Annotated in this window: 15 protein-coding genes; 9 read left to right on the plus strand and 6 right to left on the minus strand. The window is 63.1% G+C overall.

Annotated elements, in window-relative coordinates; translation table 11 throughout:
* Positions 1-679 precede the first annotated feature (679 nt).
* The 3 genes from NGR_RS09575 to NGR_RS09580 are packed head-to-tail and all read right to left on the minus strand — an operon-like array spanning position 680 to position 2,785.
* Positions 680-1,747 carry a CBASS cGAMP-activated phospholipase gene (locus NGR_RS09575; protein ID WP_015888063.1) on the minus strand — a complete coding sequence of 356 codons (1,068 nt, stop codon included), beginning with the start codon at positions 1,745-1,747 and terminating at the stop codon, positions 680-682.
* Entirely contained in the window at positions 1,744-2,220 is a 477-nt protein-coding gene (locus NGR_RS33085; RefSeq protein ID WP_015888064.1) for a hypothetical protein, read from the minus strand. The genes NGR_RS09575 and NGR_RS33085 overlap by 4 nt, the downstream gene beginning before the upstream one ends.
* Before the next feature lie 7 nt (positions 2,221-2,227).
* Positions 2,228-2,785 (minus strand): SMODS domain-containing nucleotidyltransferase, encoded by a 558-nt coding sequence (locus tag NGR_RS09580; RefSeq protein ID WP_015888065.1) that lies wholly within the window; start codon positions 2,783-2,785, stop codon positions 2,228-2,230.
* A 164-nt stretch (positions 2,786-2,949) separates the two neighbouring features.
* Here NGR_RS09580 and NGR_RS09585 point away from each other — a divergent pair, with 164 nt between their 5' ends.
* A complete protein-coding gene (locus NGR_RS09585) occupies positions 2,950-4,095 on the plus strand; it encodes a hypothetical protein (RefSeq protein WP_015888066.1) in 1,146 nt (381 codons plus the stop codon).
* Positions 4,096-4,461: 366 nt separating this feature from the next.
* Here the strand turns inward: NGR_RS09585 and NGR_RS09590 are convergent, their stop codons facing one another.
* Complete coding sequence (locus tag NGR_RS09590; RefSeq protein WP_015888067.1) at positions 4,462-5,940, minus strand: aldehyde dehydrogenase; 1,479 nt, start codon at positions 5,938-5,940, stop codon at positions 4,462-4,464.
* Between the two features lie 171 nt (positions 5,941-6,111).
* On the minus strand, positions 6,112-7,566 hold the full coding sequence (locus tag NGR_RS09595) for an APC family permease (protein WP_015888068.1): 1,455 nt from the start codon (positions 7,564-7,566) through the stop codon (positions 6,112-6,114).
* A gap of 322 nt (positions 7,567-7,888) precedes the next feature.
* Between NGR_RS09595 and NGR_RS09600 the strand changes: the two genes are divergently transcribed.
* Genes NGR_RS09600 through NGR_RS09625 form a run of 6 tightly spaced genes read left to right on the plus strand, consistent with a single transcriptional unit; the run spans position 7,889 to position 14,263 of the window.
* Positions 7,889-8,674: an IclR family transcriptional regulator gene (locus tag NGR_RS09600; RefSeq protein WP_015888069.1), complete on the plus strand. Its 786-nt coding sequence runs from the start codon at positions 7,889-7,891 to the stop codon at positions 8,672-8,674.
* On the plus strand, positions 8,674-9,927 hold the full coding sequence (locus NGR_RS09605) for a Tm-1-like ATP-binding domain-containing protein (protein WP_015888070.1): 1,254 nt from the start codon (positions 8,674-8,676) through the stop codon (positions 9,925-9,927). Before NGR_RS09600 ends, NGR_RS09605 begins: the two co-directional genes overlap by 1 nt.
* A complete protein-coding gene (locus NGR_RS09610) occupies positions 9,924-10,574 on the plus strand; it encodes an HAD-IA family hydrolase (protein WP_015888071.1) in 651 nt (216 codons plus the stop codon). Before NGR_RS09605 ends, NGR_RS09610 begins: the two co-directional genes overlap by 4 nt.
* 17 nt (positions 10,575-10,591) lie before the next feature.
* Positions 10,592-11,950, plus strand: coding sequence for an aspartate aminotransferase family protein (locus NGR_RS09615; protein ID WP_015888072.1), 1,359 nt, complete (start codon positions 10,592-10,594; stop codon positions 11,948-11,950).
* Position 11,951: 1 nt separating this feature from the next.
* On the plus strand, positions 11,952-13,235 hold the full coding sequence (locus NGR_RS09620) for an aspartate aminotransferase family protein (RefSeq protein ID WP_015888073.1): 1,284 nt from the start codon (positions 11,952-11,954) through the stop codon (positions 13,233-13,235).
* A gap of 8 nt (positions 13,236-13,243) precedes the next feature.
* Positions 13,244-14,263 (plus strand): phosphotransferase enzyme family protein, encoded by a 1,020-nt coding sequence (locus tag NGR_RS09625; RefSeq protein ID WP_015888074.1) that lies wholly within the window; start codon positions 13,244-13,246, stop codon positions 14,261-14,263.
* Between the two features lie 22 nt (positions 14,264-14,285).
* On the opposite strand, the gene NGR_RS09630 is transcribed toward NGR_RS09625, so the two are convergent.
* Complete coding sequence (locus tag NGR_RS09630; protein ID WP_015888075.1) at positions 14,286-15,161, minus strand: helix-turn-helix domain-containing protein; 876 nt, start codon at positions 15,159-15,161, stop codon at positions 14,286-14,288.
* Between the two features lie 96 nt (positions 15,162-15,257).
* On the opposite strand from NGR_RS09630, the gene NGR_RS09635 reads away from it, so the two are divergent.
* The gene (locus NGR_RS09635; RefSeq protein ID WP_015888076.1) at positions 15,258-16,820 is read left to right on the plus strand and encodes a 4-hydroxyphenylacetate 3-hydroxylase N-terminal domain-containing protein; all 1,563 of its coding nucleotides are present in this window, start codon (positions 15,258-15,260) and stop codon (positions 16,818-16,820) included.
* Positions 16,821-16,830: 10 nt separating this feature from the next.
* Positions 16,831-17,343, plus strand: coding sequence for a flavin reductase (locus NGR_RS09640; protein ID WP_015888077.1), 513 nt, complete (start codon positions 16,831-16,833; stop codon positions 17,341-17,343).
* Positions 17,344-17,393 lie beyond the last annotated feature (50 nt).

Below are 17,393 nucleotides of genomic sequence, written 5' to 3' on the forward strand. Positions count from 1 at the left end.
CGATACAGCACCCGAGGCCGCTCACCGATTGCTTATCACCGCGCCGCCGCTCATGCATGCCCTGTGTTGCTGGAAAATACTTCACGCCGAGATGACTTTTGTCGCCCGTTGCAATATCGAAGGCATGGCGAAATCGATCGGTTTGCCCTTATGTTCCGATCTCAGCAGCAGCCACCCCACCGAGCGGAATAGTTCCCTCTTCGTTGAGGTTCCCCGCAATGTAATCGTTGCCATTTGTGGTGGAGCGCGACTGTATACGTTACCATCTTGGCTAAGGGCGTTGTCAGCTCTGATTTTCGACGTAGCCCATGCGAACAAAATACCTGATGCGCGACTTGCCCATGATGATACCGTAGGACGGTCGTGTCGACTCGTCTGTGCCGGTGTCAACGTCCGTTTCCCTAGGGCGAACCAGACCTCAATCAAGGGACAGCCAAACCTCCGCTCTCCACCCGCTAGCGCCATCGAGAGCAGCGGAGCTAAAGGTCGTCTTTGGCGCCAATTTCAGACCTTGGCATCGGGCGGCCATGTGTCCGGTTTTCGTGTTGCACCTTCTAGCAGCGGACGGTCGGTAGTCGGCCCCGAGACTGACGGGCCGGTTCCAGCTTGAGCAGCCTGTCAGCAACGCGTCCTCATCTCCGCCGTTCCGATGAGCAGTTGGTTATCCCAAAAGCGGCCGTCAATCTGCAGCATCGGTTCGGACACTTGACAGCGCGCACTTCACGAAACGGTCCGCCGCGTCGCCGAGGAAGATCTGGTTGACGTAGTGCCCGGTCGCCTCAGCATGCGAACGCGCCAGCCGGGGCAGTTCCGTCACCGCACGCTCGACGTCGTCGAGGCCGATGGGATTTTCCGATTCCGGAGGATCGATGCGGACGACGTTCTGCTTGCCGACGAGAAGGTACGCCTGGCCAAGGGCGTTGTGAGACTGGGCCTTCGCCGCCGCGCGAAAGATCATCGGCGCCTTGCCCGATCCCGGAAAGATCCAGCGCAGGAGCCCACCGTTTCGGACGCCTTCGTCCAGCCCTAGGACCTCGTCTCCCGTGCCAATCGACAAAACACGGATGCTCTCCCGCGGAAGATCGTAGCAGGCAAGCACATCGACCACGGCGTTCATGACGGGGTTGTTCGCCCAGATGCCCCCGTCGATCATAATATGGCCGTCATTCTCCACCCCCGGATAGTAGCCCGGAGCAGCCGACGTATGGAGCGCGACGTGCGCGGCCTTCGCGTGTCGGTCCTTCTTGTAGTCCGGGTGGTGCGGGGTCTTGTAGATATAGGGCTCGCCATAGCGCCCCTCGAAGCTCGGTATGACCAGACGCGTCGTCGCGTCATCGAGCAGGCGGTCACCGAAGACCTTGAGCAATTCATCCTTCAGGACGCTCTGATCGTGCTTGGGGCGCCGCAGCCAGTGCGGGAGATCGAAGATCCTGTTGCCCTTCGGAAAGATCAGGGATCCACGCTCGGTGTAGATCTCGGCAGCCTGTCGGGCCGTCATCCCGGCGCCCAGTGCCAGGGCGATGATGCCGCCGGTCGACGTGCCGGTGATCATGTCGAAGTGACCCGCAATCGACTGCCCGTCCAGAAAACGCCGTTCGATCTCGGCGAGGTAGGATGCGCTAAAGATGCCCTTGATGCCGCCACCGTCGATCGACAGGATGCGGAAGATCCGGCCTTCAGGCCACGGCTCCTTCTTTCGCGTCTGCTGAAGGGTGCCGTCTGAACGGCGAGGCGGCTGGTAGGTCATAATGCAACTCCTGCTGCGCGAGGGATCGGGTGACGCCCGCCGCCGGTCCAGCGCCCGGTCATGAGCCACAACTCATAGCAGGCGAGCCAATCGGCGCTCCAGGGGACAATCGTCCGGGATAGGTGCATGGTTGCATCCCACTCGTCCGCCGCCGGGTCGCAGAGGCACAGCCTCGGGTCGCCGTCACGGTCGTAGACATGGATCCAGCGGCAGATGCGGATCAGCATGTCCGACAGCTTCATGTCGGGAAGCGCCGCCGCGCCGCCGAAATACGACAGCATGAACGACGGCGGAATGCGGCCGCTATAATTCGCGTAGCGAACGTTGCGATAGCGCTTCAGCAGCTGCAACGCGACGGTCGCCATGTTCTTCACGACGAACTCGGTCTGATCGGGAACTTCGTCGACTTCGGCCTCGGCGCGGATGCTGAGGCGCTGGTCACCGAACCAGCGGTCCTTGAAGGCTTCGATCACACGCTCCTCATTCGGTGTGCGGCGCCTTGTACCATTCGGCATGCCCGTAGGCATTCATCGAAACCATACAGTCGTTGTTGGACGGCAGCGGCCCCTTCGCATGGGTAATCGCCGACTGACGGTCGGTGGTACCGTAATCGCGAAGCGCCGGTGTCACGTCGAGATGCATGTTATCAGCGTAGAACAGCGTCACGCAGCGGGTCTGCTGGACGATCTTTTGAACCGGATAGTCACGCAGGGCGGCGGCGAGCGCGTGCAGGATCGCGAGCGGCGTCATGTTGCGATAGCGACCGCCAAGCTGGGCGACGATGTCGATGTCGTACTCGTCGTCGGTGCCGCGCGTGGAGATCGTCGCGTCGATGGCCATCGATCCCTGGGCATAGAAATGCTCGATCTGATCCTTGAACTCGGTCGAGCCTTCCAGATACTCGCGCACGGTTTTGTAGCGCTGGCAGGCCTTGGCATGGAGGGACGGAGGCAACTGAACGCTGATGGCGATTTCAGCCAGGATGCGATCAAGCGGATCTTCGAAGGGGTTCTTACCCCTGTATGCGGATGTAGTCATAGTCATGTTCCTGAATTCGAAGGTTTCGGCGCGGCTTGGGAGGGCCCCTAAGAGGAAAGCGCGGGATTTCGAGATTCAGACAATTTTAATTTTTGTCTGAATCGGGTTTGCTGCGCGCATGACATTCGGGAGGAGAGTCGACGGGATGTTGTGGGAGATGTCGAATGGATGCCGAAGCCGGCTCTAAGCGCGTACCTTGCTCGGAAGAGGAGGTAAGCGAGTTCTTCGACCGGATGACGTCCGCGCAGAAGCGGGACGCCTATCGCTTTGCCGTCAAGTGCGCGACGGCATGCCTTGCCGATGCCGACGAACTGATCAGCGAAGCCTACGTCAGGATGTGTGACGGACGCCGCACGCGTCTTTCCGACACTGACGACCTCTTCCCAGTGCTGTTGGGCACGATTAAGAGCCTGGCTTCTGACGTTCAGTTCATCACGGAACGCACACGCATCCGGCGGATGGGTTCCGGGAAGGAAAAGGGCAAGTATCGCGTCATCGAACGCGATGCTGATCATGGGACCATTGCGGTCGACGAGGCCAGCGCCGATGCCGGCGACGTCGTGGACCGGATGGATCCGGACGAGTACCTGAAACCCTGCTTGGCGATCAAGAAGGGAGGGAACTGCGGCACCGTTCCATTCTTCACAAGGATGGAACTCGAGCGTTTTCGCGATGACCTGAGGCAGCGGATTACTGTGCAGGAAGCCTCTCCTTGGCTCTCGCCCATCGAACGCGCTAGCCGGAAAGCGCATCGCCCCACCAAGGATGTGATCCGTCTGCTGCTCGAAGGAAAATTGAAGACGGTTGCATATAGCAGGAGCGAGCACGGCTATGCCGCTCTGCTCGTCGACCCGGCTGAAATCCGCATGAAGATTCGGCGGAAAAGGCGCAATACCGACAGGATGACCGCGCAATCAATTGCAAAGGAACTGAACGCTACTCCCGGCACAGTCGCAGCGCTCGTCGACCACGGGCATATCCCTGCGTCGGCGGTGAAGCTTCAGCCGGATGGCAGAAAAGTTCGCTCCGTGGCCCGCGCCGATTTCGACGCGTTCAGGTCGACATACCAGTCGGTCTTCCATCTCGCGAAAGAACTTGGAACAAGCCCGACGCGGCTATTCCGCGAACTGGCATTGCTCGGCGTCCAACCGGCTTTTGATCGGAGCGTATTCTATGCCGCGTACTACCGGCGTGCTGACATTGAATCACACCGCTCAAACGTCGTTGCTCGCGTGGCCCAGTCAATACGAAGGGATACGAAAGCAGTGGCCGGAGAGCCGTCGAGTGATCACGTTTCGACGGCAACGTGAGTCGCCATCAAATCGAATAATCATGCGCAGGACCGGGCGATTGCCCGGTTTTTTTGTGCCTGAAAACGCCCGTCGCGCTATTCGCTGGGCCATTTTTGACTGGATTTAGGGCCAAGAGAGATTGCTTTTTCCGAATTCGTGCCTAACGAAATCAATAGCTTACAAAAGCGGCAGGCCAAACGTTGCTGCTTTTTACAACAACAACTGGAAGCTCAAAGAAGAGGTCTTGGGCCGCGGCAGCAAGGATGGCCGCGACGGCAGCAACACTGGACATGAACCGGATTGCCCAGCGAGCGACCGATGGGGCGCAGCGCTTTCCGCGGCACGACTCCCGGCGCGATCAGCCGTCTCCAGCGGTTGGCGGCCTCAAAGCTGAATCCAGGCGGTCTTCAGGTCGCCATACTTGTCGAGCGCATGGAGCGACTTGTCATGGCCGTTGCCGGATTGCTTGACGCCGCCGAGCGGCACGGTGTTGTCAGCGCCGCCATAGGTGTTGACATGGACGACGCCGGCGCGGATGCCGCGGATCATGCGGTGGGCGCGAGAGAGGTTCGCGGTCCAGACGGCAGAGGCTAGGCCGTAATCGCTGGCATTGGCGATACGCAACGCCTCCGCTTCGTCCTCGAAGGGAATGACCGACAGGATGGGGCCGAAGACCTCTTCCTTGGCGAGAGTCATCCCGGGCTCGACGTCGAAGACGGTCGGCTGCATGTAGAAACCGCCGGTCTCCTCGCGGATCCGCCTGCCGCCGGTGCGCAGCGTCGCACCTTCGGCCATCGCCTGCTCCGCAAAATCGAGGTTCTTCCTGAGCTGCACTTCACTCGAAATCGCCCCGGCCTCGGTGGAGAGTTGCAAGGGGTCTCCAACTCTCATCCCGGCGGCGATGGCCGCGACTTTCCGTGAAAACTCTTCATGGATCGATTTCTCGACGAGCAGACGCGAACCGGCAACGCAAACCTGGCCGGAGTTGCGGAAGATGCCATAGGCGGAGATCCGGGCCGCCTGCTCGAGATCCGGCGCATCCGCAAAGACGATATTCGGTGACTTGCCGCCGAGTTCGAGATAGACGCGCTTGAGGTTGGAGCGCGCCGAATATTCAAGCAGCCGACGCCCGACGCCGCCGGAGCCGGTGAAGGCCAGCACGTCGATATCCCAATGCAGGCCGATCGCCTCGCCCGTGGTCGCGCCCCGTCCGGTGACGACGTTGAGCACGCCCTCCGGAAGCCCCGCCTCGGCGCAGAGGGACGCCAGCTTCAAGAGGGTCAGGGATGCGCCCTCGGCGGGCTTCAGCACGACGGAATTGCCCGCGGCAAGCGCCGGTGCGATCTTCCAGGCGCCGATCATCATCGGGAAATTCCACGGAACGATCGCCGCTACAACGCCGACAGGCTCGCGGTGCACGAGGCCTAGGACGTTTTCGGCGGTCGGGGCGATCTCGCCATACACCTTGTCGATCGCCTCGGCATAGTAGCGGAAGGTGCCGGCGGCGCTGCCAGGCTCGGCCTTGAGCGCCATCGAAATCTCGGTGCCGTTGTCGCGCACGCCGAGCACTGCGAGTTCCAAGGCGTTCCTGTCGATCAGCTCGGCGATCTTCAGAAGGACTTTCTTGCGCTCGGCGGGGACGGCTTTCGACCAGATGCCCTTTTCGAAGGCGCCGCGCGCCGCTTCGACGGCAAGATCGACATCCTCCGCACCGGCATCGGCGATGGTCGTCAGCTTGCGGCCGTCGATCGGAGAGATGACGTCAAGGACGGCGTCGCCGATCGGTTCTCGCCATGCGCCGCCGATGAACAGGGACTGCGGCGCGACGGGCAGTGTCCGGAGTTGATCGATCTTGTCCTGCATGGCTCGGCTTCCTTGGAAAGACATGGCGGACAAGACGCCCGCCATCATAGTTCGGTCTCTAAAGCGCGTCGTGTTCAAAACGTACACACGGCACGCTTCAGGTCTTTGTTTTCTAATAAGCTAGAGCGGAATGCGGGCGGAAAACCGCACACACTTTTCCATCATCCCGCTCTAGGCTTCCTGCCCGGCGCCCAGACGGGCAAAACCCACCGCATCGGCAGACTTCAGGCGCGCCGCGGCGACGATGCCGATGAGCGCGGCAATCACGACGAGGCCCGGCAGCAGCACGGCGAGCGCGCCGTTGGCGCCGGCGATCGCACCGAAGTTCATAGCGATGTAGTAAACCAGGCCGAGCAGGATCACGCCGGTCACGACCGGCAGGACCTTGGTCGCCAGCACGTTGCTTTCGAGGCCCGGATTGCGGCCGAAGAAGGCGACGATCGCGAAGGCGGTGAAAGCCATCAGCAGGATAATTGCCAACGTGCCGACATTGGTGAGCCAGGAAAACAGCCCCAGAACCGGGTCCTGGCCGGTGAAGGCGAAGAGCGCCACGACGAGTATGGCGATGACGGTCTGGATCATCGAACCGACATGCGGGCTCTGGAACACCGGATGGGTGACGCCGACCGATTTCGGCAGCAGACCTTCGCGGCCGGCCACATACATGTAGCGCGCCACGCCGTTGTGGAAGGCGAGCACACCGGCAAACAGGCTGGTGATGAAGAGAAGGCTCATAACGACGGTGATCCCGTGGCCGACATAGCGCTCGGCGAGACCGAAGAGGAAGGTCGTCGGATCGGCAAGGCCCTGCAGTTGCGGAACGAGCTTGTCGACGCCCGCGCCGTTCACCATCAGCCAGGAGGTCAGCATGTAGAAGAGGCCGATGACGATCACGGAGATATAGGTGGCACGCGGCACGGTCTTCCCCGGTTCGCGGGCTTCCTCGCTATAGATGGTCGTCGCCTCGAAGCCGATGAAGGCGGCGAAGCAGAACAGGATGCCGACGGCCGGCGTGCCGCTCCAGAAGGCGGTTGGCGTGAACGGCGCCGCCGAGATGCCGCTGTCGCCGCCCTTGAAGAAGATGGCAGCGTCGATCACCAGCACCACCAGGTATTCAAGGACGACGAGCACCGTCAGCACCTTGGCCGAGAGGTCGACGCGGCGGTAGCCGAATACGGCGACGATGGCGATGCCGATATAGGTCCAGACCCACCACGGAAGAGCGAGGCCCAGTTGCTCCGCGAAGAACCCCGAGGTTGCCGCGCCGAACAGGCCGAAGACGCCGATCTGCATGGCATTGTAGGCGAGGATGGCGATGAGCGCGGCCGCGCCCCCCATCAGACCGCCAAGACCTTGCGCCGTATAGGCATAAAAGGCGCCGGCATTGCGGATGTGGCGCGCCATGGCGACATAGCCGACGGCAAAGAGCAGCAGGATCGCGGTCACCAGAAGGAAGGCCAGCGGGATGCCCGCACCATTGCCGAGCAGCATGGAAAGCGGCACGCCGCCGGCCACCGCCGTCAGCGGCGCGGCGGCGGAGACCACGAGGAATGTCACGGCGCCGACGCCGAGACTGTTCTTGCGCAGCTGGTTCGCCCCTGCGCCCTGGGAGCTTTGTGTAGTCATATGCGTTCGTTCCCCTTGATCTTGAGACTATCCGAAACGCCGCGGCTTTTCCGCATGCGTCCTCCACGACACCGGACTGACGGGCGACGCTTGGTGCTTTTTGTTGATCGCACGCCCTTCAGCGCATATGGTTCAATATGTGAACCTTTGCTTCAAATATAGACTTGCAAACAAAGCTGGCGTCTGTCAAGTTATTTCGCGTGTTAAGTATCTTGGGCCTCCCGCATCGCGTTGCGGCACAAGGTTCGCGGACTGACTTGGGACGGAATGAACGCAGGCCGAAGCTGAAAACCGGCACGATCCGAACCCGAGAGGAGGAACAATGAGCACGATCGGCAAGGCGCTATCACTGCTGGACACGGTGTCGCGACTCGACAGGGAAGCCGGGCTGACGGACATTGCCCGCCGCTGTGCGCTCGACAAGGCGACGGCACGCCGCTTTCTCGTCGAACTGGAAAGACACGGTTTCGTCGAGCAGGATCCGGAGACGCGCAAATATCGCATCGGCTCGGCGCCAGTCCGCCTGGCACGCATCCGCGAGGCGCGCTACCCGTTCCTGCGCGTCGCCGTTCCCTTCATCAAGGCGCTGGCGGAATCCACGACCGAAACGGTGCATCTCTCGGAATATTCCGGCGGCCGTCTTTCGACCATCCATGTCGAGGATTCGCCGCGCGCACACCGCGTCAATGTCGATGTCGGGACCCTGCTGCCTTTCCATGCGACGGCCTCCGGGCTTGCCTATCTTGCCTTCTGCTCCCCGGCTGAGATCGACGCGGTGCTGTCAAAGCCGCTTGAAAGATTCACCGATCATACGATCGCCGACCCGGCGGCGGTGCGCAGCCTTCTCGATGAAACCACGGCGCGCGGCTTTTCCATAGGCAACCAGGGCATCGAGGCCGGCGTCGTCAGCACGGCCGCGCCGATCCGCGCACCCGGCGGCCGCCCGATCGGCTGCGTCGCCATCGCGGCGCCGATGGTCAGGGCCGACCAGGCGGCGCTTATGGATTTCGGCGCTGAAGTCGCCGCCGCGGCCAGCGCGATCTCGGAAAAATACTACGGGTCGGAAAGACCCACGGGAACCAGTGCACAGATCAGGAGGACAGGCTGATGGGCTCTGCGGCGCCATTGCCAAGGATACTCGTCATCGGAACCGGTGACACAAAATGCGACGAACTCCAGTTCATGGCGTTCGTCATCGACGAAGCGGGCGGACTGCCGGTCATGGTCGATGTCAGCATCCTGGGCGATCCCCCCTATAAACCCGATTACTCGAGGCACGACATCGCCGAAGCGGCCGGAACATCCATCGAAGCGATCGTCGCCAGCGGCGACGAGAACAGTGCCATGGCCCTCATGGCGAAGGGTGCAGCCACTCTCACGCGCGACCTCCACAATGCGGGACAGATGGACGGCGTGATCATGCTGGGCGGCTCCATGGGAACGGACTTAGCCCTCGACGTTGCCGCAGCGCTGCCGCTCGGCGTACCGAAATTCGTCGTCTCGACGATCGCCTATTCCCACCTCGTTCCGCCGGAGCGCATCGCGCCGGATCTGATGATGATCCTCTGGGCAGGCGGTCTCTATGGTCTGAACGGCATCTGCCGGTCCGTCCTGTCGCAAGCCTGCGGTGCGGTGGTCGGAGCGGCGAAACACGGCACCAAGCCGGAGGGCGAGCGGCCGCTGATCGGCATGACGTCGCTCGGTTCCTCCTGCCTCAAATATATGAAGCATCTCAAGCCGGAGCTCGAGAAGCGAGGCTACGACGTTGCCGTCTTCCATGCGACCGGCATGGGCGGGCGCGCTTTCGAGGCGATCGCCGCACAGAACGGTTTCGCGGCGGTTTTCGACCTCTGCATCCAGGAAGTCAGCAATCACCACTACGGCACCGTCGTCACCTCCGGACCGGATCGACTGGAAAATGCCGGACGCGCCGGCATTCCGCAGATCGTCGCTCCCGGAGCCGTGGACATGGTCGATCTTCAGGCGTGGCAGGACCTGCCTGCCATCCTTGCGGACCGCCCCTACCACGCCCATAACCGGTTGATCGGATCGGTCACCAGCTCGCCCCAAGGTCGACGCGAGATTGCCCGGCTCGTGGGGCGAAAACTCGCGACCGCCAAAGCGAAGGTCGCATTCCTGTTGCCGGTTGGGGGCCTGCAGGAATGGGATAGGCCCGAAGAGCCGCTCCACGATCCAGCGGGGCTCGACGCCTTCCTGGACGAAATTCGCCAGGCGCTGCCGGCGACCGTCGCCCTGCAAGAGATCGAGGCGCATATCAACGCCCCGGCATTCTCCGAAAAAGCACTTGAAATATTCGACACCTGGGTGGCTGAAGGCATCATCCCGGAAGGACGGCCATGACCGGCGACCGCGCACTCATCCTCGACTTCGGCGGCGTGGTGACCCGCACGCTGTTCGAGACCCACGACATTACCGAGCGTACCCTCGGCCTGCCGCCGGGGTCGCTCACCTGGCGCGGTCCATTCGATCCGTCGACCGATCCGCTCTGGGTGGCGATGCAGAACCGAGAGATCACCGAACGCGACTATTGGCTCGCCCGCACAAGCGAGGTCGGCCGGATGCTCGGCGAGGAATGGACCGAGATGCAGACCTTCGTGCGCCGCGCCCGCGGCGCCGAGCCGGAACTGGTGCTGCGTCCCGAGGCTCGCGATGCGATCCTTCGGGTCAAGGCCGCCGGGCTGAAGCTTGCCATCCTGTCGAACGAACTCGACCTCTTCTACGGATTTGAATTTCGCCGGCGCTTTCCCTTGATCGAGCTGTTCGACGTCATCGTCGATGCAACCTACACGAAGATGCTGAAGCCCGATCCGCGCGCCTACGGGCTCGTCCTTTCCGAGCTTTCCCTGCCGAGCGAAGCCTGCGTCTTCGTCGACGACCAGAAGAAGAACATCGAGGGCGCCGAGGCGGTGCGCCTGCCTTACGTGCATTTCGACGTCACCCAGCCCGCCGAGGGCTATGCCCGCGCGCTTGCCATGCTTGGGCTCTGAACAAAGAGGAACTACCGATGCGTGAGACCAACTTCCTGATCGAGAACAATGCCCGCCACCTGTGGCACCCGATGGCGCATCCGGCAGAGATGCAGGCCTGTCCGCCGCGCATCGTCAATGCGGCCGAAGGCGTCGAGATCGTCGACATCCACGGCAAGAAGGTGCTGGATGCGGTCGGAGGGCTATGGAACGTCAATCTCGGCTATTCCTCAGACCCGGTGAAAAAGGCGATCCGCGACCAGCTGGATGAGCTGCCCTACTATTCGACGTTCCGGGGCACGACCAACTCGCCGCTGATCGAGCTCTCCTGCGAGCTTGCCGAATGGTTCAAGGAGGACGGGCTGACCCGCTCCTTCTTCACCTCCGGCGGTTCGGACTCGGTCGAAACCTGCCTGCGCCTGGCGCGGCAATACCACAAGATCAACGGCCAGCCCGAGCGCACCAAGTTCGTCGCGCTGAAAAAGGGCTATCACGGCACCCATTTTGGCGGCGCATCGGTCAACGGCAACCAGAATTTCCGCCGCAACTACGAGCCGCTGCTGCCGGGCGTCTTTCATCTGCCGGCACCCTGGGCCTACCGCAATCCGTTCGGCACCAGCGACGGCGCGGAGATCGCCGCGGCGATCGGGCGCCTCTTCGAGGAGGAGATCGCCTTCCAGGGCGCCGACACGATCGCGGCCTTGATCGTCGAACCGGTGCTCGGCGCCGGCGGCGTCATCGTCCCGCACGCGACCTTCCTGCCGTTGATGCGCGAAATCTGCGACCGGCACGGCATCCTGCTGATCGCCGACGAGGTCATCACCGCCTTCGGCCGGACGGGGGCCTGGACCGGGTCGCGACTCTGGGGTGTGAAGCCCGACCTGATGTCCACCGCCAAGGCGATCACCAACGGCTATTATCCCTTCGGCGCGGTGATGATCGCCGACAAGGTCGCCGAAGTGTTCGAAAGCAGCAAGAGCGGTGTCGGCACGATCGGTCACGGCTATACCTATTCCGGCCATCCGGTCGGCGCGGCCGCAGCGCTTGCGACGCTGAAGGAAACAATGCGGCTGAATGTTGCTGGCAACGCCGCGGCGCGTGGCGAAGAGCTGCTGCACGGCCTCAAGACTCTCGAGAACCGGCACGAGCTTGTCGGCGACGTGCGCGGCAAGGGGCTGATGTGCGCGCTCGAACTGGTCAGCGATCGGGCGAAGAAGACCCCGGCCTCGAAGGAGGTCCTGCAGACGGTTCAGGATGCCGCCTACGAGGCCGGTGTCCTCGTGCGTACCTCGGGGCCGAATGTCATCCTGTCGCCGCCGCTCGTCATCACCACGCAGGACGTGGCTCGCATCGTCGACGCCCTCGATGCGGGTCTTGCCGCCGCTGAGGGCCGATGAGATGCCTGACAACGCCGCTCTCATCGCCCGCCGCGAGCGTCTGCTTGGCCGCAACATGTCGCTCTTCTATCAGGATCCGGTCCACCTCGTACGCGGCAAAGGCGTCTGGCTCTGGGATGCCGATGGAAGGCGCTATCTCGATTGCTACAACAACGTGCCGCATGTCGGCCATTGTCACCCGCGCGTCGTCGAGGCGATCGCCCGGCAGGCCTCGACGCTCAACACCCACACGCGTTATCTGCACGAGGGCATTCTCGACTATGTCGAGCGCCTGACGGCGACTTTCGATAGGACGCTCAATGCGGCGGTCCTGACCTGCACCGGCAGCGAGGCGAACGACATCGCGCTGCGCATGGCGCAGGCGGTAACCGGCAAGACGGGCGTGATCGCCACGAACCACACCTATCACGGCAATACGGCCGCGGTGTCGCAGCTCTCTACCCGCATGCCGCCGGTCGGCGGCTATGGTGGCCATGTGCGGCATGTGCCGGCGCCGGACAGCTACCGGCCGCTCGGCGGTGTTCCGGGCGAGTCCTTTGCGGCCGCCTTCGCCGCGGAGGTGGAAAAGGCGATCGCCTCGCTCGAGGAAAGCCCGCACGGCTTCTCCTCCCTGATCATCGATCCCTTCTTCGCCAACGAGGGCTTTCCCGATCTGCCGTCCGGCTTCCTCGACAAGGCCGTCGCCGCCGTGCGCAAGGCCGGCGGCCTCGTCATCGCCGACGAGGTCCAGCCGGGTTTCGGCCGCACCGGTTCGCATATGTGGGGCCATCAGCGCGCCGGCATCGTTCCGGATGTCGTGACGCTCGGCAAGCCGATGGCCAACGGCCATCCGGTCGGCGGCGTCGTGGCGAACATCGACACACTCAACACCTTCCGCAAGGCGTTCCGCTATTTCAACACCTTCGGCGGCAATCCGGTCTCCTGCGCCGCGGCGATGGCCGTGCTCGACGTGATCGAAGACGAGAAGCTCATCGAGAATGCGTGGCACGTCGGCGAATACACCCGGGCCGCCTTCAAGAAACTCGCCGAGAAACATTCGGTCATCGGCGACGTTCGCGGCAGCGGTCTTTTCATGGGCACCGAATTCGTCCTCGAGCGGGGGACGAAAAAGCCGGCACCAGAACTGGCAACCAGGATCGTAAACGCGATGCGCGAGCGCGGCGTGCTGATGGGCAAGATCGGCGTGCACGAGTGCAGCACCAAGATCAGGCCTCCGATGCCGTTCTCGACGGAGCATGCCGACCTGATGCTGTCGACCTTCGACGACGTCTTGTTTGGCCTGTGAGCGGCGCGATGGACGAGCACAGCATCGCTTTGCCGATGGCCGCCCTCCACGGACGAGCACAGGAGGCACTTCGCCATTGGGGGCTGGCCGACCAGTCTCCCGTCCTCCTGAAATTCCGCGAGAACGCGGTGTTCCGGGTCCGCCTGGCAGACGGCGCGCCGGCCGCCCTTCGGCTGCATCGCCCCGGTTACCACGACGATCGCGCACTGGCTTCCGAGCTGCAGTGGATGGCGGCGCTCAAGGCCGGCGGGCTGCATGTTCCGGCGCCGATCCCAACCCTTGACGGCAGCGATCTCGTCACTTTGCCGTCCACCCCGGATTTCGCGCCCCAGCATGCCGACATCGTCAGCTGGATGCATGGTGAAGAGCTAGGCCGCTCCGGCGAGCCGCTCCGCCACCCGCCCGAACGGCTCGCTACGATTTTTGGACAACTCGGCGAGGCGATGGCCGAGCTACACGATGTCTCCGACCGCTGGACACCGGCGGCATCCTTCGCCCGTCCGGCATGGGACTTCGACGGATTGCTCGGGGAAACGCCGCTCTGGGGGCGTTTCTGGGATTGCCAGGGACTGACGCCGGATGCGGCAAGGCAGCTCGCGGCGCTGCGGCCACGGCTCACAGAGAAATTGAGGGCGGCGGACCATGCCGGGCTCGACTACGGCCTCATCCATGCGGACCTGGTGCGCGAGAACGTCCTTGTTGGACCTGCTCATGTCGAACTCATCGATTTCGACGATGCCGGTTACGGCTGGCGGATGTTCGACATCGCCACGACACTTCTCCGCAACCGGCGCGAGCCGCATTTCGAGCTGATCCGGGCGTCGCTCATCGCCGGATACCGCCGACGGCGGCCGCTGCCGGAAGCGGCCCTCGAAACACTGCCGCTCTTCCTGCTCATCAGAAGCCTCACCTATATCGGCTGGATCGGCGCGCGGCCGGCCACTCCGGATGCGGAACAACGGCTGGCGCGATACGTCAGGGAAGCACTCGAACTCGCCAAACCATTTCTTCGGGAGGGTTGGGGCTGAAGCCGGGCGGCTTCCTGCACCTTCAGCCGTTGGCCTCCAGCTGCCGCCTGCGCCAGGCTGCCGGCGCTTCGCCGGTGCGCTTGCGGAAGAAACGCGAGAAATACGCCGGGTCGTCGAAGCCGATCTCACGGCCGATATCCTCCACCGGGCGAATAGTGAACTTCAGCAACCGCTTGGCTTCGAGAAGCCGCCGGTCGAGCAGCATATCCTTGACCGTTTGCCCGAACACCTCGCGGGCCGCCTTGTCGAGCAGATGCGGGGTCGTCGCCAGAAAGTGCACATAGCGGCCGACCGGCCAATCTTCCTTGTAGTGGCGGTCGATGGCGCGGCGGAGCGCCATGCCCAACGAGACCGTCGGCGGCGCAGCGTCAAGGCCGCCGGTTCCGCCGAGCCGGGCCATCAGCGAAAGGACGACGGATATCAGCCCGACGAGCACCTTCTCGCTGGCGCTCGCGCCGGCGCGGTACTCATCGGCAATCATCTCCAGAAGCGCGCCGATCCTCGCCCAGTTCGTGTCGAGCGTCTCTCCCGTCAGCAGAACCGGCACATCGAGTCCCAGGTCCACCTGCTGCGCCATTGCCCGCAGGAGATCGTCCGATATCGAAACGACGATCGCATCCGACTGCTCGCCGACATCGAAACCATGGACCACGCTGCTCGGCACGAAACTGATGGCGGGAGCCGAAAAATTCCAAGTCTCCTCCTCGATCCGATACGTGCCTCCTCCCTGAAACCAATAGGTTATCTGTCCCATCTGCGGGTGCTGGTGCGGGGCGACATGGCCGAGATGGAGGCTTTTGCGCTCCATCACGGTCTCGACGTGCAGGAAGCCGACGTCGAGTTCGCGGCTGGGCTCGCCATAGACGAAGAAGGAGGGGACGTCATTTCTCGTAGGCATACCCGAAAAAGTACCAGCGAATCGCCTTCTTTGTCCATGGCCTGCCGGCCGCCGCCGTCTTAGCTTTTGTCAACATTTCAAGGGAGGAATTTCAAGATGCGATCCGAAGATCACCGCGCCGACAAGACCCGTCCGTTTACCGGCGCCGAATATCTGGCGAGCCTGCGCGACGGGCGTGAGGTCTATATCAACGGCGAGCGCATCGCGGACGTCACGGCCCATCCCTCGATGCGCAACTCGGCTCGTTCGATCGCCCGGATGTATGATGCGCTGCACGACGAGAAGACGAAGGACCGCCTGACGGCGCCGACCGACACCGGATCGGGCGGCTACACCCACAAATATTTCCGCGTCGCGAAATCCTCCGCCGAGCTCGCCGCGCAGCAGGGCGCGATCGCCGACTGGGCGCGCATGTCCTATGGCTGGATGGGCCGTACCGCCGACTACAAGGCGGCGCTGATGAACACGCTCGGGGCGAATGCCGACTGGTACGGCCCCTTCAAGGAGAACGCACTTTCCTGGCACAAGCGGGCACAGGAATCCGTTCTCTTCATGAACCACGCCATCGTCAATCCGCCGATCGACCGCCACAAGCCGGCCGACGCGGTGAAGGATGTGTTCGTCCACATCACCAAGGAAACCGACGCCGGGATCTATGTATCGGGCGCCAAGGTGGTCGCGACCTCGTCGGCGCTGACGCACTACAATTTCCTCGCCCAGAGCTCGGCGACGGTCACCGAGGACCCGTCACTCTCGGTGATGTTCATCGTCCCGATGAATGCGCCGGGCATCAAGATGTTCTGCCGCGTCTCCTACGAGCAGACCGCCAACAGCGCCGGCCATCCCTTCGACTATCCGCTCTCGTCGCGCTTCGACGAGAACGACGCGATCCTGGTCCTCGACAACGTCTTCGTGCCCTGGGAGGACGTGCTGGTGCTGCGCGATGCGGCGAAGATTCTTTCCTTCCACCCGGCCTCGGGCTTCATGCATGGCTATTGCTTCCAGGGCTGCACGCGTTTTGCCGTGAAGCTCGACTTCCTCGCCGGGCTGCTTGCCAAGGCCCTGCGGGCCACCGGCGGCGATGCCTTCCGCGGCAATCAGGCGGCACTCGGCGAGGTGATCGCCTTGCGGCACATGTTCTGGAGCTTTTCCAATGCGATGGCCCATAACCCCATTCCCTGGGCCAATGGCGCCGTTCTGCCGAATCTCGAAGCGGCGCTCTCCTACCGCACCTTCATGTCGGAAGCCTATCCGCGGGTCATCGAAACGGTCCGCAAGGTCGTCGCCTCCGGCCTTATCTATCTGCCCTCCTCGGCGAAGGACTTCGCCAATCCGGAGATAGACCGCTATCTGGCCCAATATGTCCGCGGCTCGAACGACATGGGTCATATCGAGCGCATCAAGATCATGAAGCTGCTCTGGGATGCGACCGGCACCGAATTCGGCGGGCGCCATGCGCTCTACGAACTGAACTATGCCGGCGCGCCGGAAGAGGTTCGGCTGCAGGTGCTGAAGGGCGCCGAGCGTGGCGGGCGGCTCAAAGAGATGGAGGCGCTGGTCGACCGGTGCATGGCCGACTACGACGAGAACGGCTGGACGGGAGACACCTGGCTGCCGCCGCTCGACGACGCCTCCGCCATCCGCAACGCGGCCGAATGAGGGGGCAGTCATGGAAGCTCCCGTCACGAAGACCGAATTCCGTGACGCGATGGCGCGGGTCTGCGCCCCCGTCAACGTCATCACCACCAACGGATCCGCCGGGCGCGGCGGGTTCACCGCCACCGCCATGTGCTCTGTCACCGACGAGCCGCCGACACTGCTCGTCTGCATGAACAGCCGCTCGGCCCAGACCGGCCTTTTTGTCGAGAACCGCCGTTTCTGCGTCAACGTGCTGACCGGCGAGCACAAGGACCTCGCCGCCTGTTTTGCAGGCCAGCAGGCCGACATGGAAGCCCGCTATGCAACTGCCGAATGGAACGAACTGAGGTCCGGCAGCCAGGCGCTCGCCGATGCGATCGTCTCCTTCGACTGCCGCATGGTCGAGGCCCGCCTGGTCGGCACGCACAACATCTTCATCGGCGAGGTGGTCGAAATCCGCACCCGCAAGGACGGACACGCGCTGCTTTATTTCGACCGCAACTACGTGCATGTGCCGACCCAGGCCGGCAGCTTTGGCGGCTGACAGGCGGCCGTCGAACGGGCGGTCTGCAAAATGCCGCTTGACATCCGCCT

The organism is Sinorhizobium fredii NGR234, assembly GCF_000018545.1.
Lineage (GTDB): Bacteria > Pseudomonadota > Alphaproteobacteria > Rhizobiales > Rhizobiaceae > Sinorhizobium > Sinorhizobium fredii_A.

Coding starts and splice junctions, on each gene's coding strand:
- NGR_RS09575 (WP_015888063.1), bottom strand. CDS start 1,747: ATGACCTACCAGCCGCCTCGCCGTTCAGACGGCACCCTTCAGCAGACG.
- NGR_RS09580 (WP_015888065.1), bottom strand. CDS start 2,785: ATGACTACATCCGCATACAGGGGTAAGAACCCCTTCGAAGATCCGCTT.
- NGR_RS09585 (WP_015888066.1), top strand. CDS start 2,950: ATGGATGCCGAAGCCGGCTCTAAGCGCGTACCTTGCTCGGAAGAGGAG.
- NGR_RS09590 (WP_015888067.1), bottom strand. CDS start 5,940: ATGCAGGACAAGATCGATCAACTCCGGACACTGCCCGTCGCGCCGCAG.
- NGR_RS09595 (WP_015888068.1), bottom strand. CDS start 7,566: ATGACTACACAAAGCTCCCAGGGCGCAGGGGCGAACCAGCTGCGCAAG.
- NGR_RS09600 (WP_015888069.1), top strand. CDS start 7,889: ATGAGCACGATCGGCAAGGCGCTATCACTGCTGGACACGGTGTCGCGA.
- NGR_RS09605 (WP_015888070.1), top strand. CDS start 8,674: ATGGGCTCTGCGGCGCCATTGCCAAGGATACTCGTCATCGGAACCGGT.
- NGR_RS09610 (WP_015888071.1), top strand. CDS start 9,924: ATGACCGGCGACCGCGCACTCATCCTCGACTTCGGCGGCGTGGTGACC.
- NGR_RS09615 (WP_015888072.1), top strand. CDS start 10,592: ATGCGTGAGACCAACTTCCTGATCGAGAACAATGCCCGCCACCTGTGG.
- NGR_RS09620 (WP_015888073.1), top strand. CDS start 11,952: ATGCCTGACAACGCCGCTCTCATCGCCCGCCGCGAGCGTCTGCTTGGC.
- NGR_RS09625 (WP_015888074.1), top strand. CDS start 13,244: ATGGACGAGCACAGCATCGCTTTGCCGATGGCCGCCCTCCACGGACGA.
- NGR_RS09630 (WP_015888075.1), bottom strand. CDS start 15,161: ATGCCTACGAGAAATGACGTCCCCTCCTTCTTCGTCTATGGCGAGCCC.
- NGR_RS09635 (WP_015888076.1), top strand. CDS start 15,258: ATGCGATCCGAAGATCACCGCGCCGACAAGACCCGTCCGTTTACCGGC.
- NGR_RS09640 (WP_015888077.1), top strand. CDS start 16,831: ATGGAAGCTCCCGTCACGAAGACCGAATTCCGTGACGCGATGGCGCGG.